23 protein-coding genes are annotated in these 23,628 nt (G+C 52.8%); 10 read left to right on the plus strand and 13 right to left on the minus strand.

All coding sequences use genetic code 11. From position 1 onward, the window contains the following. Positions 1–8: 8 nt before the first annotated feature. Positions 9–566, minus strand: coding sequence for a fimbrial protein (locus ACRDCA_RS23725; protein WP_438691740.1), 558 nt, complete (start codon positions 564–566; stop codon positions 9–11). A gap of 471 nt (positions 567–1,037) precedes the next feature. Here ACRDCA_RS23725 and ACRDCA_RS23730 point away from each other — a divergent pair, with 471 nt between their 5' ends. Both ACRDCA_RS23730 and ACRDCA_RS23735 read left to right on the plus strand, forming a co-directional pair. After that, positions 1,038–1,754 (plus strand): EAL domain-containing protein, encoded by a 717-nt coding sequence (locus ACRDCA_RS23730; protein ID WP_438691741.1) that lies wholly within the window; start codon positions 1,038–1,040, stop codon positions 1,752–1,754. A gap of 22 nt (positions 1,755–1,776) precedes the next feature. Beyond that, positions 1,777–2,367, plus strand: coding sequence for a helix-turn-helix transcriptional regulator (locus tag ACRDCA_RS23735; RefSeq protein WP_438691742.1), 591 nt, complete (start codon positions 1,777–1,779; stop codon positions 2,365–2,367). Positions 2,368–2,487: 120 nt separating this feature from the next. Here ACRDCA_RS23735 and ACRDCA_RS23740 read toward each other — a convergent pair whose 3' ends face one another. From ACRDCA_RS23740 to ACRDCA_RS23750, 3 genes are read right to left on the minus strand one after another with little or no spacing between them, the layout of a single operon-like run. Continuing rightward, the gene (locus ACRDCA_RS23740; protein WP_438691743.1) at positions 2,488–2,763 is read right to left on the minus strand and encodes a pentapeptide MXKDX repeat protein; all 276 of its coding nucleotides are present in this window, start codon (positions 2,761–2,763) and stop codon (positions 2,488–2,490) included. A 60-nt stretch (positions 2,764–2,823) separates the two neighbouring features. Continuing rightward, complete coding sequence (locus tag ACRDCA_RS23745) at positions 2,824–3,612, minus strand: molybdopterin-dependent oxidoreductase (protein WP_438691744.1); 789 nt, start codon at positions 3,610–3,612, stop codon at positions 2,824–2,826. A 10-nt stretch (positions 3,613–3,622) separates the two neighbouring features. Further along, positions 3,623–4,234, minus strand: a complete 612-nt coding sequence (locus ACRDCA_RS23750; RefSeq protein ID WP_438691745.1) for a cytochrome b/b6 domain-containing protein — start codon at positions 4,232–4,234, stop codon at positions 3,623–3,625. A 149-nt stretch (positions 4,235–4,383) separates the two neighbouring features. Here ACRDCA_RS23750 and ACRDCA_RS23755 point away from each other — a divergent pair, with 149 nt between their 5' ends. Both ACRDCA_RS23755 and ACRDCA_RS23760 read left to right on the plus strand, forming a co-directional pair. Then, a complete protein-coding gene (locus ACRDCA_RS23755; RefSeq protein ID WP_438691746.1) occupies positions 4,384–5,097 on the plus strand; it encodes a response regulator transcription factor in 714 nt (237 codons plus the stop codon). A gap of 3 nt (positions 5,098–5,100) precedes the next feature. Beyond that, positions 5,101–6,567: an ATP-binding protein gene (locus tag ACRDCA_RS23760; RefSeq protein WP_438691747.1), complete on the plus strand. Its 1,467-nt coding sequence runs from the start codon at positions 5,101–5,103 to the stop codon at positions 6,565–6,567. Positions 6,568–6,570: 3 nt separating this feature from the next. On the opposite strand, the gene ACRDCA_RS23765 is transcribed toward ACRDCA_RS23760, so the two are convergent. The 8 genes from ACRDCA_RS23765 to ygbI form a co-directional block, all read right to left on the minus strand. Further along, positions 6,571–7,212, minus strand: a complete 642-nt coding sequence (locus ACRDCA_RS23765) for a LuxR C-terminal-related transcriptional regulator (RefSeq protein WP_438691748.1) — start codon at positions 7,210–7,212, stop codon at positions 6,571–6,573. Between the two features lie 150 nt (positions 7,213–7,362). Beyond that, on the minus strand, positions 7,363–7,956 hold the full coding sequence (locus ACRDCA_RS23770) for a hypothetical protein (protein ID WP_438691837.1): 594 nt from the start codon (positions 7,954–7,956) through the stop codon (positions 7,363–7,365). A 75-nt stretch (positions 7,957–8,031) separates the two neighbouring features. Next, entirely contained in the window at positions 8,032–9,675 is a 1,644-nt protein-coding gene (gene ecpD / locus ACRDCA_RS23775) for a fimbrial adhesin EcpD (RefSeq protein WP_438691749.1), read from the minus strand. Continuing rightward, the gene (locus ACRDCA_RS23780; protein WP_438691838.1) at positions 9,665–12,148 is read right to left on the minus strand and encodes a CS1-pili formation C-terminal domain-containing protein; all 2,484 of its coding nucleotides are present in this window, start codon (positions 12,146–12,148) and stop codon (positions 9,665–9,667) included. The genes ecpD and ACRDCA_RS23780 overlap by 11 nt, the downstream gene beginning before the upstream one ends. A gap of 115 nt (positions 12,149–12,263) precedes the next feature. Beyond that, positions 12,264–12,932 (minus strand): hypothetical protein, encoded by a 669-nt coding sequence (locus tag ACRDCA_RS23785; protein ID WP_438691750.1) that lies wholly within the window; start codon positions 12,930–12,932, stop codon positions 12,264–12,266. A 76-nt stretch (positions 12,933–13,008) separates the two neighbouring features. Beyond that, positions 13,009–13,599, minus strand: a complete 591-nt coding sequence (ecpA, locus tag ACRDCA_RS23790; protein ID WP_438691751.1) for a common pilus major fimbrillin subunit EcpA — start codon at positions 13,597–13,599, stop codon at positions 13,009–13,011. 799 nt (positions 13,600–14,398) lie between these two features. Next, positions 14,399–15,205 carry a winged helix-turn-helix domain-containing protein gene (locus tag ACRDCA_RS23795; protein WP_438691839.1) on the minus strand — a complete coding sequence of 269 codons (807 nt, stop codon included), beginning with the start codon at positions 15,203–15,205 and terminating at the stop codon, positions 14,399–14,401. Positions 15,206–15,969: 764 nt separating this feature from the next. Further along, complete coding sequence (gene ygbI, locus ACRDCA_RS23800; RefSeq protein WP_438691752.1) at positions 15,970–16,734, minus strand: DNA-binding transcriptional repressor YgbI; 765 nt, start codon at positions 16,732–16,734, stop codon at positions 15,970–15,972. A 261-nt stretch (positions 16,735–16,995) separates the two neighbouring features. Between ygbI and ltnD the strand changes: the two genes are divergently transcribed. The 6 genes from ltnD (at position 16,996) to ACRDCA_RS23830 (ending at position 22,696) form a co-directional block, all read left to right on the plus strand. Then, the gene (gene ltnD, locus ACRDCA_RS23805; protein WP_438691753.1) at positions 16,996–17,907 is read left to right on the plus strand and encodes an L-threonate dehydrogenase; all 912 of its coding nucleotides are present in this window, start codon (positions 16,996–16,998) and stop codon (positions 17,905–17,907) included. A gap of 2 nt (positions 17,908–17,909) precedes the next feature. Further along, positions 17,910–19,172 (plus strand): 3-oxo-tetronate kinase, encoded by a 1,263-nt coding sequence (gene otnK / locus ACRDCA_RS23810; protein WP_438691754.1) that lies wholly within the window; start codon positions 17,910–17,912, stop codon positions 19,170–19,172. A 2-nt stretch (positions 19,173–19,174) separates the two neighbouring features. Continuing rightward, positions 19,175–19,807 carry a 3-oxo-tetronate 4-phosphate decarboxylase gene (otnC, locus tag ACRDCA_RS23815; RefSeq protein ID WP_438691840.1) on the plus strand — a complete coding sequence of 211 codons (633 nt, stop codon included), beginning with the start codon at positions 19,175–19,177 and terminating at the stop codon, positions 19,805–19,807. A gap of 3 nt (positions 19,808–19,810) precedes the next feature. Beyond that, positions 19,811–20,587, plus strand: a complete 777-nt coding sequence (locus ACRDCA_RS23820) for an HPr family phosphocarrier protein (protein ID WP_438691755.1) — start codon at positions 19,811–19,813, stop codon at positions 20,585–20,587. A 110-nt stretch (positions 20,588–20,697) separates the two neighbouring features. Further along, complete coding sequence (locus ACRDCA_RS23825) at positions 20,698–22,068, plus strand: GntP family transporter (protein ID WP_438691756.1); 1,371 nt, start codon at positions 20,698–20,700, stop codon at positions 22,066–22,068. A gap of 97 nt (positions 22,069–22,165) precedes the next feature. Further along, a complete protein-coding gene (locus ACRDCA_RS23830) occupies positions 22,166–22,696 on the plus strand; it encodes a GNAT family N-acetyltransferase (RefSeq protein WP_438691757.1) in 531 nt (176 codons plus the stop codon). Here the strand turns inward: ACRDCA_RS23830 and ACRDCA_RS23835 are convergent. Beyond that, positions 22,679–23,566 (minus strand): LysR family transcriptional regulator, encoded by an 888-nt coding sequence (locus ACRDCA_RS23835; RefSeq protein ID WP_438691758.1) that lies wholly within the window; start codon positions 23,564–23,566, stop codon positions 22,679–22,681. The two genes, ACRDCA_RS23830 and ACRDCA_RS23835, sit on opposite strands and share 18 nt — an antisense overlap. Positions 23,567–23,628: the final 62 nt, after the last annotated feature.

Genomic DNA, 23,628 nt, shown 5'->3' on the forward strand with positions numbered 1-23,628 from the left:
GTAATAACTTATTGGTAGATGATGGTGTATTGTACGTTAGAAGTCACATCACCTGCGCCCGCTGCTGCGGTAGCGAAATATTCTGCGTAGTAATTCAGGTCGGCAGAGTCACCATCATTGGCAACGGTAACCCACTGGGAGTTAGTCTGTGCACCGTTGTTGGTGGCAGCCAGAATTGGCAGGAATTGGTTGTTGCTACCCAGCAGCTGAATTTGCACGTTGGTTGCCGCATTGGTTTGCGTTTGGTTATTCAAACGACCGGTTTTGAAATCAACGGTTGAACCTGGTTCGAAATAGGTCGCTACCTGGCCTTGAGAGCATTTGGTCAGGTTAATCGCAAATGGGGTACGGCCCGCAGTGGCACTTACCGCATTCAGGGTAGAAGAAGATACGGTTGGCAGAGTAACGGTAAAGTCTTTACCGCCCGGGGTGCTGATTGTACAAGTCTGGTCAGTCACTTTACCGTTGAAAGTAATAGTACCATCGGCAGCCTGTGCTGAAAGAGAAGGAATGGCGGTGGCGCATACAGTCAGTGCTAATACAGCAGACAGCTTGGAGATTTTCATATTTTTGACTCTCGGTGAATTAATACAGCCGTTAAGTACATTCAACGATGCTACTCCCTGTCAGGAATGAAGCCCGATGAATCCATTGCCCGGCGAAATATAGACCAGGAGTATTCTGATTGGTAAATCGTTTAAAACATTCATAACGCCCCTCATGATAGGAAAAAACTATCAACAAATACCTATCGATCGATATTGACGATTTAGGTGGTTCGTAATAATCTTCATCCGTCAAGATGAACGGTCAAAAAATTCGAAAAACCGCCGAAACAGCAGAATATAACTCTGTTATTGCGCCCGAAGCCCTGTTTGGCTCAAGCGTGTTCCCTCTGAAATTTCAAGCTTTTAGAGGAATTTACCGCCATATAGGATGATTCTTTCTTTAATAAGATTATTACCAATAAACACCCCTTGATTTCTTTGTATATTGTTTAAAATCATATAGATAAATTTCAATCAAAGGATTGAGAAATGCGCAGCTCTTTTAACGATACAACTCACGGAATTAATTATGTTTTTCAGCCAATGTTCGCCAAATCGGGACAACTGCTGGCCGTTGAATGTTTATCACGCTTCTCTTTCGATAGTGAGTTTGCACATTTCTCCCCAGAACAATTCTTCCAGCAGGCCGACGGGGCAACCCGCATCGAGATCTTGTTTCAACAAATTGAGCTGATCGCAAAATATCGCGACTGGTTCCAACAACACCAGATTATTGCCACCATCAATGTCGACGATCATTCACTGCAGGCGTTGGCAAGCGGCGTGTTGGCCGATAAAATTCGCGCGATAAGTTGCCTGCATTTCGAAATCAACGAAAACGCCAGCAGGCTGGTCAAAAACCGCGTTCATAACGACCCTTCCCTGAATAACTATTCATTTTGGCTCGATGATTTTGGGTCTGGCTATGCCGGGTTTTCCGCTTTGTATAACAGCCGTTTCCACTTCGTAAAACTCGATCGACAGCTACTGTGGGATTTTATGAAAAAGCCCGGTGGTGAAGGATTGATGCGCGCCCTGCTGCGCTTTTTTCACCTGAATCATTACCGGGTGATTATCGAAGGAGTCGAAACGCATGAGCAAAAAAGATGGCTAGATGAAATGCCCTATTATGCACTGCAGGGGAAATTGTGGCAGGAATCCAACATTAAAGATTTAAATCAGCTGCTTGCTGCTGAATACTTTTAACTCATTACGGGTATTTCCCATTATGTCTAAAAACAATGTCTTGGTGATCAGTGAGTGCAAGTACAGCTATGTCGGGCTTTCAATACTGTTGAAAAAGCATTATGGCAAGTACGACATCAAGCTGTTTTCTGACTTTATGCACGGCGGCGCGAAGGCAGAGAAAATTATCAAGCATGATATCGCGCTGATTTTCACCTCGCAAAACCTGGAGCAAAGCGTCAACGTAATCGAAAGCCTGGTGTCTTTGCATCAACAGCACCTGAGCACGCCGCGTATTCTGGTGTTTTATGATGACGAGCGAGTCGCCAAACTGTTGGGGATCCTCGGAATCTCGGTTGAACTGGTATCGACCCGTACGCCGCTGCATTTGCTCGAGGATAAAGTTGAGAACCTGCTGGCGAGTGAAGAGTCGGGGCAGTTGAAAGTGCAGAAAACCCGTGAACTCAGCCCGGCAGAAAGCGATGTGATTTTTAACCTGCTGCGCGGTGATAGCCTGTTGCATATTGCGGCCAAGCGCGGCACGCATCCGAAAACCATTTTTTCTCAGAAATACAGCGCGTTAAAGAAGTTACGCTTGCGTAATATGAGCACCATTTTCGTGGCCAGCAATTGAGTAAAGGGGCTAACTCACCGATTGAGCTTGCCCCCTCATCCTAACTCTCTCCCACAGAGAGATAGGGGACTGAACGTGCTACAAATTGATTCCTGAGCCTACCTGCGGTTCCGGACTCGCCTACTGGCTCATGGCATCCTTCTTCATGCCGTCTTTGGCCATTGTGTCTTTCTTCATGCCATCGTGCTTCATGGCATCTTTACCCATCTGCGGTTTCTGCATGCAGTCTTTTTCCATGCATTCTTTTTTCATTCCCTGTTTGGCCATTCCGTCGTTGGACATCTGGCTCATCCCGTCTTTTTTCATCGCGTCTTTGCTCATGCTATCGGCCGCATTAGCCCCGGCGATACCGAACATCAGTGCGCTACATATCATCATGGCGAATAATTTTTTCATTGGTATTTCCTTTTCTCAGTGAACAGGCACCGTTGTGCCTTGAATTTGCTCTGGCCGCGATCAGCTGCCGCCAAACCAGTTGTAGCCTTGGTCTTCCCAGTACCCCCCCGGAAAGTGGTTGGTCACCTCAATCACCTGAATATGTTTCGGATTCTTGTAGCCCAGCTTGGTCGGCATACGCAGTTTCATCGGGTAACCGTATTTACGCGGCAATATCTGCCCGTCATAGGTCAGCGCCATAATGGTTTGTGGGTGCAGCGCCGTGGCCATATCAATGCTGGTGTAATAGTCATCGGCACATTTAAAACCGATATAACGGGCATTCAGGTCTGCACCAATCGCTTGTAGAAAAGCGGCAAACGGCACACCGCCCCATTTACCGATAGCGCTCCAACCTTCTACGCAGATATGGCGTGTCACCTGGCTGATTTGTGCCATCTGGTGCAGCTGTGTCAGCGTCCAGGGCTGCTTGTGCAGCACCATCCCGGCCACTTCCAGACGATAGTCATCCCCGCTGATATCGGGTGCCTGATCCTCGGCATAGAATGCGTTGAACGGGAATGGGCGAGTGATCATCGACTCGGCATATTCGGGTGCCAGATGATTGGCATTGAACAGCCAGCCCTGCACCCGATCGTTAAAGCGTGAAATGCGGCTCAAGGCCTGATCTACCTGACTGTTATCACTGAGATCGCAGCCGGTCAGCATCGCTACGCCTCCCAGGGTCAAGCCATTGCGCAGAAAGCGACGACGCGACGACGACTCCAACTGTTGCGCTAACAGCCGTTGTGCTTCCTTAACGATATCCTGGCTCTCGCTCAGGCTAACCGGGGTTTTTTCCGTTTTCATCGGCGTCTCCTTAGCGTCCGCGTAACATGGCCAACAGCGTGCGTGGTACTAAAACCACCATTGCCAGGTGGATCACCACAAAACCAACCAGCCCCGTCATGGCAAAAAAGTGGATATAGCGAGCCATCTCATAACCACCAAGCAACGTACGTAACAGGGGAAACTGCACCGATTTCCATAACACCAGACCCGAAAGTCCCATCAGCACGCAGCCCGCCATCGCCAGGAGATAGAGCACCCGCTGTACCATGTTGTAGCGGCGTAGGTCGGCGTGTTGCAGCTTGCCTCGCAGTGCGGCCCACAAATCGCTGATAAACAGCCTGGGGCTGAGTGGCCAGAATTGCCGTTTGAAGCGGCCACTGAACAGGTTGAGCAACAGGTAGCACAGGCCATTAAGACCAAACAGCCACATGCCGGCAAAGTGCCATTGCAGCGCGCCGCCTAACCATCCCCCTAGGGTCAGCTCATTGATAAACGAGAAGTTAAACAATGGGGAGGCGTTATAAATTCGCCAGCCGCTGGTGACCATAATCAGCATGGCAACGGCATTCAGCCAGTGTGTCAGCCTTAACCACAGCGGATGGATAAGCAGCGGTTTCTCCGGCGTTACGGTCATGTTCATCCCTTCTCTCCTGCCCGTCTCGATTCGATGGTTGGAGTATTCAACGGATTTGTTCCCCAAGACCTCACGCAAAGTTAAATAAAATGTGATAACTCCCCGGGTGGCGGTTGTGTAGACTTCAGTAAGGCCAGTCAACTACGGTGGAGAAAATGGGTAAGGCAAAACGAATTTTGATTGTCGAAGATGATGGCCATATTGCCGAGCTGTTGCAGTTGCATCTGCGCGATGAAGGCTATGACATCAGCCACGCCGCCGATGGCAATCTGGGCATGGAGATGCTCGAACAAGGAGGATGGGACGCGCTGATCCTCGATCTGATGCTGCCAGGTATCGACGGGCTGGAGATCTGCCGTCGCGCCCGCACTATGACCCGCTATACGCCAATCATCATCACCAGCGCACGTTCCAGCGAAGTCCACCGGGTGCTGGGGCTTGAACTCGGCGCTGATGACTATCTGGCCAAGCCATTTTCCATGCTGGAACTGGTGGCCCGGGTCAAAGCGCTGTTTCGCCGCCAGGAGGCAATGACCCGCAATCTGCGGATGGATGCGGGAACGCTAAGTTTTGACGGACTGGTGATCGATCCTATCGCCCGCGAGGTACGCATGCAGCAACAGCCGGTGGAGCTGACGCCGCGCGAATTCGATCTGCTGTACTTTTTCGCCCGTCACCCCGGCAAGGTGTTTTCCCGCCTCAGCCTGCTTAACCAGGTTTGGGGATATCAGCATGAGGGGTATGAACATACCGTCAATACCCACATCAACCGGCTACGGATCAAGATAGAAAGCAACCCGGCAGAACCCGAGCACATCCTCACCGTATGGGGTATGGGTTATAAATTCGCGGCTTCGCCGCAAGAGTGAATTATGAAAAATCTATCGCTGACACAACGCCTGACCCTGGTTTTCGCCCTGCTGCTGCTCATCTGCTGTTCCATCTCCGGCTGGTTGCAGGTTCGCAGCAATACGCAATACAGCCAGGCGGTGATCCAACGGCTTTCCGCCAATCTGGCCCAGCATATTGCCACCAGTAACCCACTATTGAGTTCGCAAGGCTGGAACGACCAATCGGTGCGCACGCTGTTCGACCAGTTAATGGCGGTTAACCCGAGCGTGGAGGTCTATCTGCTGGATAAACAGGGCAACATCGTCGGCAACGCGGCCCCTGCGGGGCATATAAAACGCCAGAAAGTTGATTTGTCACCGATCCAGGCGCTACTGGAGGGGGCCAAGATGCCGGTCTATGGCGACGATCCGCGCAACCTGAATACCGGCAAGGTATTTAGCGCCGCGCCGCTGGAGGTGAATGGTAATGTCGAAGGTTATCTGTACGTGGTGCTGTTGGGTGAGGATTATGATGCACTGGCCAATAGTGCCCAGCTCAACTCGGCGATTTACACCGCGCTATGGTCAATGGGGCTGGTGGTGGTGTTCGGGTTGTTGGCCGGATGGGTTGCCTTCCGCTGGGTGACACGCCCGATCCGCCGCCTGACTCAGCAGGTAAGCGCGCTGGATGGCGACGGCATCGCCGCTCTGCAAGCCTATGCCAACGCCCCCGCCGAAAACCAGCGTCGTGATGAAGTTGGCCAGTTGCAGCAGGCATTCCGCCGTATGGCGCAACGCATTACCGAACAGTGGCAAGCGCTGTCGCTACAAGACCAGCAGCGGCGCGAGTTTATCGCCAATATCTCGCATGATTTGCGCACGCCGCTCACTTCACTGCATGGTTATTTAGAAACACTTTCGGTGAAATCTGCCAGTCTGACGCAGGCCGATCGCCAACGTTATCTGGACATCGCTCTGGCGCAGAGCCGCAAGGTAGGCAGGCTGGCACAAGAGCTGTTCGAGCTGGCACGGTTGGAATATGGCGTAGTCAAACCTCAAAAGGAAGCGTTCTCTCTCAGTGAACTGGTACAGGACGTATTCCAAAAATTCGAACTGGCCGCCGTTGCTCGCCAGCAGCAATTGCGTGCCGACATTCAGCCGGGCATTCCGCTGGTGAGCGCAGATCTCAGTATGATAGAGCGGGTGCTGACCAACCTGTTGGACAATGCCATTCGCCATACGCCAGCAGGGGGCGAGATCGAAGTCCGTCTGTGGCCACAAGGTACCAAGGTGATGGTTCAGATCAATGACAGCGGGCCGGGTATTCCTCAGGAACTGCGTGCCGATCTGTTTATCCGTCCGTCAATCCTTAACCACGCCCGCCGCCATGCGAGCGGTTTGGGGCTGATGATTGTCAAACGCATTCTACAGTTGCACGACAGCGATATTACTCTGGTGGAACAACAGCATAGCGGAGCCTGCTTCCGTTTTTCTGTTCCTGTTCATTAGTTTTTATGGCAAGGGCTGGATGCAGTAACGGGTTCTGAAAACCAGCAGCAACTGCATAAAGCCAACCTGATTCACCCCCAGCTTGCGCATAATATTGAGTTTATGGGTACAAACGGTTTTATAGTTACGGCCAATGACTTGAGCAGTATGCTGAGCATTGGCCCCGGAAACCATCAACCCCAGGATACGCCATTCGCAACTCGATAAGGACCGTAGCTTCTGCAACAACAGTTGCTGTATCACTGGGCTGCGATAACTGGCTGTAGGGTGGGCCGCTGAAATCGCTGCCAGCAAGTAATTGATATCATCGCGCTTGGCCACTAATGAGAGATGTTTTTGCGCGGCGAGCAGCGTCAGGATACCAGGGTTGCTGATATCGGTTAAAACGACCAGGCACGCCCTTGGCCAAATCTTCCCGGCGGTCAACAGGAACCGCACGACCGAATAGATATCTTCGTTATGATGGTAAAGTTCCATAATCACCGTTTGCTGGTCATTATCATTGAGCAGCAGGGAAATCTCTTTCAGGCTGGTTAACTGACTGACTCGTTTGTTGCCCGGTTCGATTAAAGCCTCCAGACCGACGTTCACCAAAGGATGGGGATCAAAAAGAATATAGTTATCGTTATAAAATGAAGCGGTCATTGGCTACCCCCGTTGAAAACATGTGTAATTAAAAAAGACACCTCTAGCCGGCACCTCAACCGCTCGATCATCTAAATCACTGGATGCTGAATATCACCTCAGCTGTAGCGCAATCGGCCATCCTGCTGCCGGTCTGATGATAGTGGCGGCCTAAACACAGCTTTTATCCACGTTGATAAAGTTGTCGTTATAAATGATAAATTTTTGCCCTTGCAGTTTGATACCCGGATGAGTCAGCGTATCCCCCGGACGTAAATACTCGGTGATCCCTTCTTCATCGGTGCTATTACAGCCCGGTTTCAACAGGAATTTAAAAAAGGTATTGCCCGTGTTTTTGAGCGTGCCGCGCTGTTTGTCGAGCTGGTAGGCAAACTTGGTTTCACGCGGCCTGACGACCAGAATGGTATCCATCACCACGATGGGCTCCAGATTGGCAGCCGATTTTTTGCTCTGCCCCGTGGCCAATAAGTTGGTGGGGACCTCACGGAATGAAACTCGATAATAGCGTTCCTTATTATCCTTCGGGCCGTGGTAATAGAATTTGTAATATTCCCCCTGCCGCGCCTGTAGCGTCAGTTGCTTAGGGGCAAACAGCAGTTCCCCATCTGCCGGCCGGCTGTGAACCTCCTGCTGTCCGGGCCGATCGATGGCGCGGATGGCCACCTGATAAAACCGGGCGCTGGCGTTATTGTTCAGCACCCGCTTGGCGACAAAAGACTGATCCTGATCCATCGCGAACGTCATGGTGCCCACATTAATCGCTCCGGCAGTCACCGGCAGGCACAAGAGCCAAAGCAGCAGAGTTTTCACCTCATCCCCCTAGTTGATATCACGCCAGGTCGCCTCGACGTGAATTTCACCCGCGGCATGCACATCGCCATACCAGTCGTTACCCGCAACGGTTTTGCGTGAGACCGGATCGTTCATCGGGATCCTGAACTTGATCCTGGTTTTGTTCATCACCCCAACATCGCCAGAAATATCGTTCCAGGGCGTGCTGCTCCACAGCGCATTGGTCATATCGTGCCAATTACCTTCACAGCCCGTGTGCATTACCTGCTCCGCCCCAAGGCTGTTGGTAATACTGAGTTGGGCCGGGAATGGCACCTGCGTCGTACTGTCTGGCGACGAGAAAATGCAGTAGCTGTTGCCGTTCACCATTTGCGATGGGCCGATAACCTTCACCTTCACCTCATCGGCGTTGGTCTTGGCGCTGGTGGTCACAATATAGCCAAATTCCAATGGCGGTTCTGAGGGGCCTACATAGCCTTCCCGGTGCGGATTGTTATCGTAATCCTCGGAAATAATGCTGATGCTGAAATCACGGGGCTTGATGATCAGTTGGTTTGAGGTTGAAAACTCATACCAGCCCGATTCCGGTGAAGTGGTGTTCTGGAAACGGAAGTTAATCAGATTGTGCGTGCCGCCGTCGGTGATCCCCAGGTTGACCATCTGTTTGAAGAAGTTGCTGGAAAAGAACACGTAAACCGCATTGCTGCTCTTCAACTCATTAAACGTATAGTAGCTGGCGGTACCCGAGGTATTTTTCCAACTGTTGCCGTTCAAACTGAACTGCAGATCGGCCGCTGCGGCCGCCGATGCCAATGCCGCATGGTTGATCGAGGGGAAAATATGGATCGAGGTGTTGCTGACGCTACCATCCGTTTGCAGATCGTAACTGACCATTTTGCACATGATACCGCTGCGAGCACCAATGGTCTGGTTTTTGCAATCCGCGTTCCCTTCGCCGATGATCGGTATCCCATCGCTGTTGACGAACACTTCCGACACCGCATTGGTATTGATAAAGCGTAGATGAGCGGCCTTGCTGTGTGTCACGTTACGCCGATACCAGTTACCACGAACCTGATCCTGACAACGTTCACCGTTGCTGGCATTGTAGACCACGTTAGTTTGGCAACCGTTGATTTGCATACCGAATGACTGACCGGTTCCCATCTGCTTAAGGTACTGATAAAAACTCGGTGACATCATGCCGTGCATCCATTTTGCGCCACCAGAGGTGACGATGGCACCGTAGAACCCTTTCTCATCGGTGGTTTCCGGCAGGATCAGGCTGGTATCCATGTCGCAACCGGCATACCAGTTAATACAGCGCAGGCCAAGGAACGGGTTTTTAATCGGCGCATTCTCCAACCACATATCAAAGCGGTTGTTGGCCGTCAGCGCATAGTTATAGCCATTATCAACGTAGCCCAGGCTCTGCTGGTAAATGGTACCCGAGCCGCCATATTTCAGCCCGGTCCACTTATTGGCACCAGTCATACGCGGATCCAGTCCTCCTGCGGGGGTGACAAAGAAGTCATCGTCCGCATTGTTCTCAACAAAGACAAACTTCATCGTCGCAGCATCGCCAAGATTGGTCGGGTTAACCGCCAGTGCCGAGCCGTTGAACATCACCCCAGCAAGCAAGATTGCCAAACCTGCGCATTTATCCTTCATGACTCATTTCTCCTGTTTGGTCGCGGTTGGCATAAGATTTCAGCCCACGGCACACCACGTCACCAACCCAGACGGCACCCTGTGCCTTACTCAGATCCAGCGCTACCTCACAGGTTTTATTCAGGCTGTAGCTAAAATCGATTACCGGGAATTTCTTATCGACATCCATCACAAATTCCCCTTTCGCATCCGTGCGGGTACGCCCGATGTGGTTGTTGATATTGGCGTTGGCCAGCAACGTGCCATCCTCCGCCTTGATGCGGCCAAAGACCGTCACCATCTGTTTGATTTGCGGTTCAATCACCGCCACGTTGCCTGGGTACAGTGTGAGGTTGCTTTTACGTTTGGTGACGATATCGAAGCTTTCCGCCGAGTTCTGGTTGTTCATGAGTTCAACCACATACTGGCCATACGGGGACAACGGCAGGTAGTTTTTGTCACCGGTCAACTTGACGACGCGGCCATCCACGCGGGCGGTCAACATGCCGTCGTTTTCCAGACCGGTATTGATGATGATCCCCGAGTTACCTTCACTCCGCCCGCTCGCCGCGATATGCCGCCCCTGCCAGCCGACGCTGCCGTTAGCGGTCAGGCTGGTATTCACGTAGCCATCAGCGGAACTGCTCACGTTAACCGTACCGGTGGAGTATTTAGTGTCAAACCGGGCATAGGCACCGCCGTTAAAGCTGTTATCCCCGTGAGTGTCTCCAGAGATGGCTCGTGACAGATTGGCACCTACGGTACGGATCGGCCCATCGGCGATCTCTTTACGGGCCGCAATATTGGCCGTGGTATAGCCGTTCTGATTGGAAACCCCGGCGCTGAACCAGTTGCCCAGCGGCATCGAGAAATCGAGCGCAACGTATTTGCCGGTATTGCCCCCGGAATTGCCATTATTGTAGCGTTGCATCCCGACCCGAACGCCCAGCGTGCCGTAACGGCCAGTAAACAGATTCTGGTAGTAATCGACGTTGTAGTAATGACTGTCATTTTTCTTGTCATCGTTGTAGCTCACGCTGAGCGTACCGAGTTTCGGCACTACAGCGCCCAGATTCAGCGAACCCCCGATGGCCCGATTATGGGCATCGTTTTGGCGTAGTCGGCTGCCGATGCGCGTTTTTTCTTCGTTGGCCCACAGCGTACTGAAACCACCAGGCAGTGAAGCGCTCACGGTAGTGACCAAACTCCAGGAGTTGTCAGTTGCCCCCATAGTCTGCGTGCTCACCTGGATAGCTTCGGTGATCGGCACGTTCAAGCGGCCTTCCGCTACCGAAGTCCCATCGAGCGAATAGCCGGACAGCGCCCAGTTCAAACGAGACAAATTGCCCGCGGCAGACGCCCCCAGCAAATAAGCGTCTTTGGCCTCACGACGGCGTTCGTTGTCACCACGCCACTCGTCCATACGCACCATTCCGCCCCAGTATTGCCAGAACAGCGGCGCACCCGCGGCATGAACCGGGCTGTAGAGCTTATTCACTCGTTGGGTACGGCGGTTGATCACCTGACCATTAACCACTACCTCAACCTGCACATCGTAAATACCAAAGGGCAGATTGCCGGTATCCACTTCGTGGTTACCCATGGCGAAATTCTGTACGCTGAGCAAGCGGCCATCGCGCGACAGGTGTACCTCACCGGCCGACGGGAAGAAGGCCACGATCGGGGTTAGCGATTGGGTGTTATCAAACACCGTCGAACTGGCCCGGTTGCCATAAGACAGGCCGTAGATTTTACTGGAGTTGATGGTGGTCACTGGACCCAGCGACTGCAGGTTCCAGCTGTCGAGCATGCCTGCAGCAAAACGCCGCCCTGAAAAATCACGCTCATACATCAACTTATATAAGGTGGATTCCTGGTTGCTGCTGCCAATCCCATAGACCGAGCCGTTCACTTCCACATGATGTTCACGCAGAGAAGTGACGTTATTCAACGATAGGTAGCTGGAGGTGAAGCCTTCACTGGCCTTGCTGCGATTGTCATAGACGCCCAGGTTATAGGTGAGGGTACTGCTTATGGCATCAACGCTCGACGCCCCAATATCACTGGAGCGCTCACGAAAGACCGTGCCCAGGGCCGACTCTTTTACCACTAATTGCAGGTTCAACTGGCGAAAGTCCAATGCCAACCAGGCGTCATCCGACAGCGCGATCTGCTGCTTATCGTCAAAATCAACGCTCTTGAGCGCATTAAGCTGCTTGGCGATCGCCTCCGTCAACTGTGCTCCACCCTCATTCTCTTCCAAGGTAATGTTACTGATTTTCAATTGGTTATTTTCGAGCAGCAATAGCGCATGCCCAATACGCTGATCGTCCTTCAGGCCGCTGTTATTTTCAAAGTGCAGTAATAACGGGATACTCATCCCTTCACGCAACGCCATGCTGAAAGTCTGCGGGATCAGCACGCCGTCAATCTGGGTCAGCCCAGCGGCGACGGCCATCTGTCCAGGGATCATAACGGCAGGAATAGCGCTCATTCCCACGGCTATCGAAATCTTGAGTAATGCACTATCCCGTGCTAGTTTCACGTCTAACTCCTTGAACTCTTATGCATCCCTTTACTGCAACATCCCGTGGCAGCCCAGCAGTGTCTTATTTGACTTGAATAAATTGCTCTCCATACCAAAGCGCAACGTGGCTTTTCTTATCATTAATATCCACTTTGGATAGGCCACGATCCTTGCCCGGCATGACGAAGTAATTTTCCTTACAGTTGCTGCCTTCCTGTTTGTTTTTGCACGCGCCATAGGCCACCATTTTGAACGTGGCATTGCCGGTATTGGTGATTCTGTTATTGGCAAATTGGTGATTGAAATTCACCTGCCGTGGGGTTACCACCAGGATGGTGCCAATGCGTGCGGAGGTGGTCGCCACCCCATTGCGTTTGGCCGTATTCTGCCCTGCCTCCGTTAATGCCTGATCCAACCAGACAATGCGGTAATAACGCTCTTTATTATCCTCTGGGCCCTTATAATAAAAACGGATCACATCTCTGGCATTGGCGGGCATCATCAGGCTGGCTGGTGACAACAGCATTTCATCTTTCGATCCCATCGGGATCACGGTACCTGATTCCGTCGGATCAGAAATCCGTTCTATTTTTATATTCACCAGGCGGCCATTATCCGTCGTATTTTTAATTTCTTTACTTAACGTCGCGGCATTGCTGGGCATAAAAGAGCTGACTGCGCCAACATCCAGCGCCAGCGCAGTTTGGCAGCAGGACAGCAGCAGGGGAATAGAAAAATAGAAACGACTCATAGCGATATTCCACAATCCTTGGTAGACAAAAACAGGGGGTTTCCCCCCTGTTAGACGCATTACTCTGGGGAAACGATTATGCGGTAGTCCAGGTAGCGTTGAACTCTACGCTGACGTCACCGCTCCAGATACCTTCAGGCAGGGTGCTGAAGTCAGTCACATTGGTAGTACCATCGTTAGTCGCGCCGATGATGCTGAAAGTGAACTGGTCTTGCGCGCTGGTACGAGCTGCGGTGTTATAAGCGTTAGACAGCGCGCTCAGGTTGCCGCCCAGAATGCCGGCATTGACGTCGATCATGGTGGTTTCAGCGGTTTTATCTACGACTGCACCGTTGTAGTTCACACCAACTTCCAGGGTAGAACCAGAAGTGTCCAGCTGAGTCAGCGTATTGGAAACCAGCTTAGAGGTCAGTTTAAAATCGGTTGCGGTTCCTTCGCCCTCGATAGTCACGTCGAACAGCCCTTTCTGGCTGTTGAAGCCTTTGATGCCTTCAGCATACTGGAAAGACAGGCTGCCGATTGGCGTCACAACCAACTTGCTGGTGGTGTCTTTCTTCGCGGTTGCGGACCAGGTAGCCAACGCTTGTGCGGTAACTTCTGCTGCCTGAGCGGTGCCAACTACTGCGAATGCAGAAACGATTGCCAGAGCAAGTGTGATTTTTTTCATTGTGAAACTCCCTTGATTATAGATATCTATATTGTCCGTTAAATGTGCCGAGCTTTGTCATCCCCACTCACTCCGGTCTTGCCAGTTGCTAGCGGGATAACGCCGAGTGACTCGATAGGCAAACTGAATGTTGCTGTCATGTCACTTGACGAGAAAAATCTTATCCAAAAAAACGCAAAAAATAACCATTAACTACCGACTGGCAAATATATGGTTTTAAATGCTGGTTTTAAGATTTTTAAACCTCATTTAAGGCACAAAAGACTTAAGCCTGATACTCAATAGCAGAATAGTCCTAAGTTAAAACGTGCAAAAATAAACCAGTCATGATTTACCTTGTCCGCCTGGTCTTCCTGGTACAAAAATCAGCTAATAACTCTCCCTTCTTCCAGCACGCTATGTTTTTGTATCCAGACAAAGGGGGTGGGCAGCGGGTGAAAATCTCATCCACCATCAAACTGCCGTGCAGAAAACAACAGTCCAGCATATTGATGACACTGGATAAAATTCGGTAAAGCTCTACATCAATAGAGGTAGCAGCGGGCAATGGTTGGCAATCAATAAATCACAGGGGAACAGTAGCGACAGTATATTGCTAAAGGTGAGACAACGACGCTTATCAGATGGCAAGCAGCCCTATGCGGCGAACCAGCATAGGTGCAAACTTGCTCGCAGAGAATCTGCGCAGTGAGAAATAATAAACATAGAAGTGAGCTCTCGGGAGGATCCCAGAGCCCATGGACGAGTTAATATGGTAACGAGGCGGTCACTTGCGCGGCATCCTTATTTAAAATAAGAATCATTCCAATAACTGAGGGTTTTCACTATCCAATCCGGCGCAAATCTCAATCTTACGTTCACGCAAAATCTTGCAGCGTAGAAAAAACAGCCGCGAGATCCCGGAGATATAAGACTTCACATGACTCCCTCGCATTAGCAACAAGTATTCATCTGGCTGGCATTGGACATTTTGCTGCGCCACGTGCGTCAACACGTCATCGATTAATTCCTGGTCCGCCGGAACTACCGATTTCGACATAAACACGGCGCAGTTTCCCGACTTGCCCAGATAGGTTTCCTGCCGGGTGTTGGGACTAAAAACATAGAACGCAATGCTGGCAAGCACCATACACAGAAAGCCCACAATCCCCCAGCCGTAGCGAATAGAAGCCAGGGAGAACTTTTTTTTGCCTGCGATTGCGGTTACCGACGAAGGCTCAGCGATTAATGCAGCCGGCTCGACAGTAAAAATCGGCGTATCCTCCTGCCCCTCACAAAGTTCAACCTGAACTTCGCTGTGCAGCATAAAACCCATCTTGGGGACCGTGACGATCACCTCTTCATCAATGCCCAATGCCTTGATGACTCTGCGTAACTTGCTCACACACTGGTTGAGATTATTATTACTGGAAATCATCCCGTAATCATCCCATACCTTTTTGAAGATCACTTCACGACTTACGGCTTCGCCCTGGTAGGCAATCAACAGTTGTAACAGACGCTTGGATGGGTTGGAGATGGTGACAGAATCGTCATGCAACTCGCCCAGGTTCAGCGTTCCGCTATCAACATCGAAAGTAATGCGGTCATTAAATCTATATTTCATTTTATTCACGGGTTTTCACTATAAAAGCAACCAAACTGGCATCATCTGTTAATAAAACTCATTAACTAAAACTTAAATAAACACCTTCTTGAACCCGGTTTACTGTTAGTGAAAAGTCCCCTGGCAACTTTGGCTAATCTTGGCATTTTCCTTCTCCTTGGAATAAGAATTTTCTCATGACCCAAGGCAGAGATTATAGAAAGACGCCCAACATTGATATATTGACTGGTAAAATTCCATAAGGTTAGATTTTTATATCGAAAATAACATGTTTTCAGTCAAAAACAGAGATATATCACTTAAATAAGCCCGTTTTAATGTAAATATAGGGTACATTTAACCTTAACCTCGGCTACCAATGCCTGAAAATCAGGCAAACGAATCAGTTGCCAAAGGTAATTACCTTTTGAAATCAATAGCATTGTAAACTTCAAAGCGCTGGCTGAAAGTGATTAAGAACCCGCATAACCCTCACCAGCGCGGCATAACAAAAAAGCATAAAAGTGAAAAAGTCAGGTTAAACCGACCCTCTCCAACTATAGCTGTCACTGCTCCTCTTGCGGCATTTCGCGCACTCCAGGATAAATCCGAATAAAATCATAGGGTAGTTTTCAGGACGATTATTAAGTTGGCAATTTGTTGAATTAACGGGCGGCAAGAGCCCGTTTAGGCGAGCAAATCTGGCAAGCTGATTCAATACGGGTTCGCCAGCAAAAGCAGGCAAAACGGGTTTAGCCGGATTTATCCTGCCGCAGTATCGCCATTCAACCCGCAGCCGTCAGCAGGCTAATATTAGCCTGCATAATCGCCTCACGCGCCGCTTCTGGTAGATGGTCGTCGGTGATAATCACTTCAAATACCGTAATCGGCAGCGCCAGGTAGGTGGCCACCTTGCCGTACTTGGAGGTATCACTCAGCAAAATACGGCGGCGGCTGGCCTCAACGATGGCGTTTTTTACCACCACCTTATCCTCGTTCGGGGTAGACAAACCCCGCATACTCCACGAAGAGGCAGAGATGAATGCCAGGTCGATAAACAGATTCCGCAATGCCTGAGCCGCTGCGGCCCCCACGCAGGAACGGTTTTCCCGGCATACCGTGCCGCCGGTATGGATCAGCTTGCACTGACTATGTTCCAGCAAATAGGCGGCGATAACAAAATCGTTGGTCACCACGGTGATATCATCACGATCGCCAAGCTGACGAGCCAGAGCCAAGGTGGTGGTCCCCGCGTCCAGATAGATGCAGCTGTTGGCCGGGATCTGCCGGGCGGCCAACTGTCCGATGGCGGCTTTCTGCTGGCTGAACATCCCTTCCTTATCCTGATGCGAAGGTTCGATCGCCACTCGTTCGGCCGACTGCACGCCGCCGGAGACGGCCAATACGCTGCCCTGCTCCTCCAGCTTCTGCAGGTCGCGCCGGATGGTCATGTGCGAGACACCCAGCCGTTCGGTCAACTCAGCAATGCTGACTGCGCCGCGCTCGGACACCAGTGCCAAAATTTGTTGGTGGCGTTCAACAGGTATCACGATTCCCCCTTTTCATACTGCGATGATAATAATTGTGATTTTACGTCAATTTTCGTGCAGCGGAAGCAAAGCTTTTCAGGCTGTGAAGCCGGTCATAATCATAAAAAACATTTAAAAGCATTATGTTAGCAACAGTAACCGTTTTTACTACCGTAAATCGCATTGTTAATAATTGTGAAGATGATCACCGATATCGCCGTCAATAACGCTTACATTTAACACATCAAAACAAATAATCACTAAAATTAACAGAGGTGCACCATGACACAACCAGGAAACTATGCAGTTTGTATCGTCGGTTTGGGTTCTATGGGGATGGGGGCGGCAACATCATGCATCAATGCCGGACTGACGACCTATGGCGTCGATCTCAACCCACAGGCGTTGGCAGCACTACAGCAGGCCGGTGCCAAGCAGGCTGCCACCAGCGCAGCAGATTTTGCTGCCGAACTGGATGCGGTGCTGCTGTTGGTGGTTAACGCCAATCAGGTAAAACAGATCCTGTTCGGTGATCACGGCCTGGCCGCGCAGCTCAAACCCAACACACCGGTGATGGTGTCCTCGACCATTGCGGCAGCCGATGCCAAAGAGATCGAACAAAAATTGCAGGCCTATCACCTGCCGATGCTGGATGCCCCGGTTTCCGGCGGCGCTGCCAAGGCCGCAGCTGGCGAAATGACCGTGATGGCCTCGGGGAGTGAAAGCACCTTTGCCCAGTTGCAACCGGTGCTGGATGCGGTGGCCGGAAAAGTATACCGCATCGGCGACGAGATCGGCCTGGGCGCGACGGTAAAAATCATTCATCAACTATTGGCAGGCGTGCATATTGCCGCCGGTGCCGAAGCGATGGCGCTGGCCGCCCGCGCCGGTATCCCACTGGACGTCATGTACGATGTGGTCACCCACGCCGCGGGCAACTCCTGGATGTTTGAGAACCGCATGCGCCACGTCGTGGATGGCGACTACTCGCCAAAATCTGCGGTAGATATCTTCGTCAAGGATCTTGGTCTGGTGGCCGATACCGCCAAAGCGCTGCACTTCCCACTGCCATTGGCCTCTACGGCGTTCAATATGTTCACCTCTGCCAGCAACGCAGGTTTCGGCAAAGAAGATGACAGCGCAGTGATCAAGATCTTCGCCGGGATCGAGCTCCCCAAGAATAAGGAGAATTGATAATGTTACTCGGAGTGATCGCAGACGACTTTACCGGGGCCACCGATATCGCCAGTTTCCTGGTGGAAAACGGTTTACCTACGGTCCAACTCAATGGCGTGCCGCAGAATGATACTCCTGTCGACTCGCAGGCGGTGGTGATCAGCCTCAAGTCCCGCTCCTGCCCGGTCGACCAGGCGGTAGAGCAGTCATTGCAGGCGTTGGCCTGGTTACAGCGCCAGGGCTGCCGCCAGTTCTATTTTAAATACTGTTCCACCTTCGACAGCACGGCCCAGGGCAATATCGGGCCGGTCACCGACGCCTTGCTCGATGCACTGGGTGAAGAGCAAACGGTGATCTCCCCTGCACTGCCGGTGAATGGCCGTACGGTGTATCAGGGCTACCTGTTCGTTATGGATCAGCTGCTATCGGAATCCGGTATGCGCAACCATCCGGTGACGCCGATGACCGACAGTAATCTGATGCGGCTGATGGAAGCCCAGGCTAGCGGGCGCTGTGGGCTGGTCAACGCGGCAGAGATGGATCGTGGAGCCGCTGCGGTGCAGGACAAACTGCAGCAGCTGGCACAACAGGGCGTACGCTACGCGGTATTGGATACCCTCAATGAACAGCATCTGCTCACCCAGGGCGAAGCGCTGAAAACCATGAAGCTGGTGACCGGAGGTTCAGGACTGGCGATCGGCATTGCCCGCCAATGGGCGCAGCCGGGCCAACAAAAGGCCCAATCGGCTGGAGCGCCGCAAGGGGAGAAAGCCGTGGTGCTTTCCGGCTCCTGCTCCACCATGACCAACACGCAGGTGGCTCGCTATCGCCAACAGGCTCCGGCGCAAAGTATCGATGTCTCGCGCTGTATCAAAGCCGATGACCGCAGCGCCTACGCGGCAGAACTAAGTGCCTGGGTTGAACAACACACCACAAACTCGCTGGCTCCATTGCTGTATGCCACCGCCGCACCTGAACAACTGCAACAAACCCAACAGCAATACGGCACCGAAGCCGCCAGCCAGGCGGTAGAAGCCCTGTTCGCCGAGGTGGTCAAACGCCTGCAACAGCAGGGTTTCAGCCGCTTTATCGTTGCCGGTGGTGAAACCTCTGGCGTAGTCACCCAGGCATTAGGGATCCGTGGCTTCCATATCGGCCCTTGTATTTCACCAGGCGTGCCTTGGGTACGCGCAATCGAACAACCGGTATCACTGGCCCTGAAATCGGGCAATTTCGGCGATGACAACTTTTTCGCCAGAGCACAAACGGAGTTTCCAGTATGACAATGAACGCTGACGCTGAACGGCTGGCAAGGGAAGAGATGGTGAGCCTGGGGGCTTCGTTCTTCCAGCGCGGTTATGCTACCGGTTCAGCGGGCAACCTTTCGCTGTTGTTGCCAGACGGCACTCTGCTGGCCACCCCGACCGGCTCTTGCCTGGGGGAGTTGCAGGCAGACAAGCTGTCGAAAGTCAGCCTGAGCGGTGAATGGATCTCCGGCGACAAGCCTTCGAAGGAGATCAGCTTTCACCGCGCGCTGTACCAGAACAACCCAGCGTGCAAAGCGGTGGTCCATCTGCATTGCACCTATCTGACCGCGCTTTCCTGCCTGCAAGGGCTGGATACGGAAAATGCCATCAAGCCCTTCACCCCCTATGTGGTGATGCGCGTTGGTCAGGTGCCGGTGGTGCCTTACTACCGTCCCGGCGATCTGCGGCTGGCGGAGGATCTGGGCAAGCTGGCCCCAAGCTACAAGGCTTTTCTGTTGGCGAACCACGGCCCCGTGGTTACCGGCGAGAGCCTGCGGGAAGCCGCGAACAATACTGAAGAAATGGAAGATGCGGCCAAGCTGATTTTCACCCTCGGCAACCGCCCAATTCGCTATTTAACCGATGATGAAATTGCCGAGTTACGGAGCTGAACCATGCCAAAATTTGCAGCCAATTTATCAATGATGTTTACCGAGCACGCGTTTCTGGATCGTTTTGCGGCGGCCGCGGCGGCCGGATTTAAAGCGGTAGAATTCCTGTTTCCTTATGACTATCCCGCCGAGCAACTGGTGGAGAAACTGCAACAAAACGGCTTGCAGCAGGTGCTGTTCAATACCGCGCCGGGTGATGTTGGCGCAGGCGAATGGGGGCTGGCAGCCTTGCCGGGCCGCGAGCAGGATGCCCGTGCGGATATCGATCGTGCTCTGGCATACGCCATCGCCCTCAAGTGCCCTAACGTTCACGTGATGGCTGGCGTCGTGCCGCCAGGGGAAGATATTGCCCGCTATCGGGAAACCTTTATCAGCAATATCCGTTACGCCGCCGACGCCTTTGCCCCTCACGGCATCAAGGTGTTAATTGAAGCGCTCAGCCCACCGATCAAACCCAACTACCTGTTCTCCAGCCAGCATCAGGCGGCAGATCTGGTGGCCGCGATCGATCGCCCGAACGTGTTTGTTCAGTTCGACTTCTTCCACGCCCAGTTGGTGGACGGCAATATCAGTAATCTGATCGCATCGCTGGCCGGGCGCTATGCCCATATCCAGATCGCCTCGGTGCCAGACCGTAATGAACCGGATGACGGTGAACTGAATTATCCTTGGCTATTCGCCCAGTTGGACAAGGTGGGCTACCAAGGCTGGATCGGGTGTGAATATAAACCCCGTGGGGAAACAACGGCGGGCCTGGGTTGGGTGAAACCTTACCTGTGATCCCGCGCTCAAAGCGCCAACACCAGTTTTCAACAACATAAAAATTAAACGCACCCGTATCGCCTCCGGGCGATCGCGGTGCCGGACTCTTACCTTATAAAGGCTATGCTATGTCGACTTCTATGCTCCTGCTTATTGCCGTATTGGGTGTGGTGCTGCTCCTGCTGATGGTGATCAAGGCAAAAATTCAGCCGTTTGTCGCCCTGTTGGTGGTCAGCCTGCTGGTCGCGCTTGCCAGTGGCATTCCCACCGGTGAAGTAATGAAAGTAATGACTGCCGGCATGGGCGGTGTGCTCGGTTCGGTGACGATTATCATCGGCCTGGGTGCCATGCTGGGCAGAATGATCGAACACTCTGGCGGTGCCGAATCGCTGGCACAACGTTTCAGCAAAGCCATGGGGCCGAAGCACACCATCGCTGCCCTGACGATTGCCGCATTTATCCTCGGTATCCCGGTATTCTTTGACGTCGGCTTTATCATTCTGGCCCCGATCATCTACGGTTTTGCCAAAGTCGCCAAAGTCTCGCCGGTGAAGTTTGGCCTGCCGATGGCTGGGGTGATGTTAGCCGTTCACGTCGCGCTGCCGCCACATCCTGGTCCGGTTGCGGCTGCGGGGCTGCTGAATGCCGATATCGGCTGGCTGACCATTATCGGGTTGATCGTCTGTATCCCGGTGGGTGTGATTGGTTACTTTGCCGCTAAATACCTCAACCGTAAGACCTATCCGCTTTCTATCGAGGTGTTGGAACAGCTACAGCTGGCCGCGCCGGAGCCGGCTCCAGAAGATAAGGCTCCTCTCAGCGATAGAATCAATCCACCGAGTGCAGGCTTAATTGCTGCGCTGATCGCTATTCCGATCGCCATCATCATGCTGGGCACCGTTTCAGCCACCCTGCTGGAGCCGGGTTCTGCATTGCGCGATCCCTTCTCGTTAATCGGCTCTCCGGCCGTTGCGCTGATGATTGCCCTGGGGCTGGCGTTCTATTTTCTGGCCATTCGCCGCGGTTGGACACTGCAACACACCAGCGACGTGATGGCAGGCGCACTACCCACCGCAGCAGTAGTGATCCTGGTTACCGGTGCGGGCGGCGTATTTGGCAAGGTATTGGTAGAATCCGGCGTGGGCAAAGCGCTGGCAGATGTGCTGACCACGATTGGCCTGCCGCTGATCCCGGCAGCGTTTATCATCTCGTTGGCGCTGCGTGCCTCGCAGGGTTCGGCCACCGTCGCCATCCTGACCACTGGCGGGCTGCTCGCCGAAGCGGTTATCGGGCTTAACCCGATGCAGCTGGTTCTGGTCACGCTCGCCACCTGCTTTGGTGGTCTGGGGTTATCCCACGTCAACGACTCTGGTTTCTGGATCGTCACCAAATACCTCGGACTTTCAGTCGCCGATGGCCTGAAAACCTGGACGGTATTAACCACCCTGCTCGGGTTGAGTGGTTTTGCCTTTACCTGGCTGCTGTGGTTGGCAGTGTAAATTCCCGGTATTGCTTGAGCCAAAGCAGTTCGGCTACAGTAGTTGGCATCTGAGGCGTTGCTCCGGCAGCGCCTTTCCCTTATTCAGGAAGAAAGCCATGACCCGCCATACCGCTGCCCCCACGTTGATCACCGAGCGCCTGATCCTGGACGCCCACCGGCTGGAAGACTTTGACGATTTGGCCGCCATGTGGGCCGATCCTGCGGTGGTACGCTATATCGGTAGCCTGCCACGCGACAAGGAAGACAGCTGGGGCCGCCTGCTACGCTACATCGGCCATTGGCAATTGCTGGGCTATGGTTATTGGGCCGTACGGGAGAAAAGCAGCGGCAACTATATTGGCGGGATTGGCTTCGCAGACTTTCACCGTGACATCCAACCCGCTCTTGAGGTACCGGAAATGGGCTGGACACTAGTCACCTCCGCCCATGGCAAAGGCTACGCCACCGAAGCGCTGAACGCCGCTCTGGTCTGGGCCAAAGATAATTTTCCGCAGGAGAAGGTCGTTTGTATCATCTCGCCGGAAAACCGCCCTTCGCTCGGCCTGGCAAAAAAAGTCGGCTTTGTGGCAAGCCACCGCAGCGAATACCACGGTTTACCCACGGTGGTGTTATACCGGCCCTTGTAACGCCAATGGTGAGCTGATTACCCCCTGAACAAAATTATCCCGCAGCGCATCAGGCCGCTGCGGATCCCAGGCCAATCCCACCTGCCACTGCGTCTGCTCGCCGCTTAACGGCAGAATATCGACCCCTGCCGGCGCAATAAACGCGATGCTTTGCGGCAACAGCGCCACACCAATCCCCGCCGCCACCAGCGCCAACAAGGTTTGGATATCCTCCGCCTGCTGTACCACATTAGCCCTTAACCCCTGAACGGCAATAAAGCGCAGTGCCTGTTCACTCAAACCACGCCCGCGGGAAGGTTTCAACTGCAACAAAGGATAAAGAGAGAAGTCCGCCAACAGGTTCTCCGCCTGCAACGCCATGGTGCGCGGCGCGGCCAGCACCAGCCGATCGCTCAGCAAAGGCTGCGCCTGCAAAGGGGCTGGAACGGGCAAGCGCACAAAACCCGCCTGTAACTTACCGGCCAACAGCAACTGACATTGCCGCTCCGAAGGCAGATCCTCCAGGCCAACCACCACCTGCGGAAAACGCTGACGAAAGGCCGCCACCAGCTGGGGGGCCAGATGAAAACTGGAAAGGCCAAAACCTAACGCCAGACGCCCGGCCTCCCCTTTCACCACCTGCAATTGGTACTGATGAAACTGCTCATGTTGGGTCAGTAATTCCCGCGCCCGGGGAAACAGCGCCTCACCGTTGGCCGTCAGCAGTGCCCCTTGGCGGCCTCGCTCGAACAGGCGGGTACCTAATTGCAGCTCGATGGCTTGAATTTGTTTGCTCAGCGCGGGTTGGGTGATGCACAACCGTTCGGCGGCCAGGTGATAGCGCCCCAGTTCGGCCAACGCGACGAAAGCGCGTAATTGTCGATTATCCATTCCACCAGGTTATCAAAAGAGGATTTTAATTGATTATACAGTAATCGATGCGGCTGCTGTAA

This window comes from Serratia sp. (in: enterobacteria), from assembly GCF_051654945.1.
GTDB lineage: Bacteria > Pseudomonadota > Gammaproteobacteria > Enterobacterales > Enterobacteriaceae > Chania.

Bases quoted from the DNA above. Each gene is read 5' to 3' on its own strand.
- ACRDCA_RS23725 (WP_438691740.1), bottom strand. From the start codon at position 566: ATGAAAATCTCCAAGCTGTCTGCTGTATTAGCACTGACTGTATGCGCC.
- ACRDCA_RS23730 (WP_438691741.1), top strand. From the start codon at position 1,038: ATGCGCAGCTCTTTTAACGATACAACTCACGGAATTAATTATGTTTTT.
- ACRDCA_RS23735 (WP_438691742.1), top strand. From the start codon at position 1,777: ATGTCTAAAAACAATGTCTTGGTGATCAGTGAGTGCAAGTACAGCTAT.
- ACRDCA_RS23740 (WP_438691743.1), bottom strand. From the start codon at position 2,763: ATGAAAAAATTATTCGCCATGATGATATGTAGCGCACTGATGTTCGGT.
- ACRDCA_RS23745 (WP_438691744.1), bottom strand. From the start codon at position 3,612: ATGAAAACGGAAAAAACCCCGGTTAGCCTGAGCGAGAGCCAGGATATC.
- ACRDCA_RS23750 (WP_438691745.1), bottom strand. From the start codon at position 4,234: ATGAACATGACCGTAACGCCGGAGAAACCGCTGCTTATCCATCCGCTG.
- ACRDCA_RS23755 (WP_438691746.1), top strand. From the start codon at position 4,384: ATGGGTAAGGCAAAACGAATTTTGATTGTCGAAGATGATGGCCATATT.
- ACRDCA_RS23760 (WP_438691747.1), top strand. From the start codon at position 5,101: ATGAAAAATCTATCGCTGACACAACGCCTGACCCTGGTTTTCGCCCTG.
- ACRDCA_RS23765 (WP_438691748.1), bottom strand. From the start codon at position 7,212: ATGACCGCTTCATTTTATAACGATAACTATATTCTTTTTGATCCCCAT.
- ACRDCA_RS23770 (WP_438691837.1), bottom strand. From the start codon at position 7,956: ATGACGTTCGCGATGGATCAGGATCAGTCTTTTGTCGCCAAGCGGGTG.
- ecpD (WP_438691749.1), bottom strand. From the start codon at position 9,675: ATGAAGGATAAATGCGCAGGTTTGGCAATCTTGCTTGCTGGGGTGATG.
- ACRDCA_RS23780 (WP_438691838.1), bottom strand. From the start codon at position 12,148: ATGAGCGCTATTCCTGCCGTTATGATCCCTGGACAGATGGCCGTCGCC.
- ACRDCA_RS23785 (WP_438691750.1), bottom strand. From the start codon at position 12,932: ATGAGTCGTTTCTATTTTTCTATTCCCCTGCTGCTGTCCTGCTGCCAA.
- ecpA (WP_438691751.1), bottom strand. From the start codon at position 13,599: ATGAAAAAAATCACACTTGCTCTGGCAATCGTTTCTGCATTCGCAGTA.
- ACRDCA_RS23795 (WP_438691839.1), bottom strand. From the start codon at position 15,205: ATGAAATATAGATTTAATGACCGCATTACTTTCGATGTTGATAGCGGA.
- ltnD (WP_438691753.1), top strand. From the start codon at position 16,996: ATGACACAACCAGGAAACTATGCAGTTTGTATCGTCGGTTTGGGTTCT.
- otnK (WP_438691754.1), top strand. From the start codon at position 17,910: ATGTTACTCGGAGTGATCGCAGACGACTTTACCGGGGCCACCGATATC.
- otnC (WP_438691840.1), top strand. From the start codon at position 19,175: ATGAACGCTGACGCTGAACGGCTGGCAAGGGAAGAGATGGTGAGCCTG.
- ACRDCA_RS23820 (WP_438691755.1), top strand. From the start codon at position 19,811: ATGCCAAAATTTGCAGCCAATTTATCAATGATGTTTACCGAGCACGCG.
- ACRDCA_RS23825 (WP_438691756.1), top strand. From the start codon at position 20,698: ATGTCGACTTCTATGCTCCTGCTTATTGCCGTATTGGGTGTGGTGCTG.
- ACRDCA_RS23830 (WP_438691757.1), top strand. From the start codon at position 22,166: ATGACCCGCCATACCGCTGCCCCCACGTTGATCACCGAGCGCCTGATC.
- ACRDCA_RS23835 (WP_438691758.1), bottom strand. From the start codon at position 23,566: ATGGATAATCGACAATTACGCGCTTTCGTCGCGTTGGCCGAACTGGGG.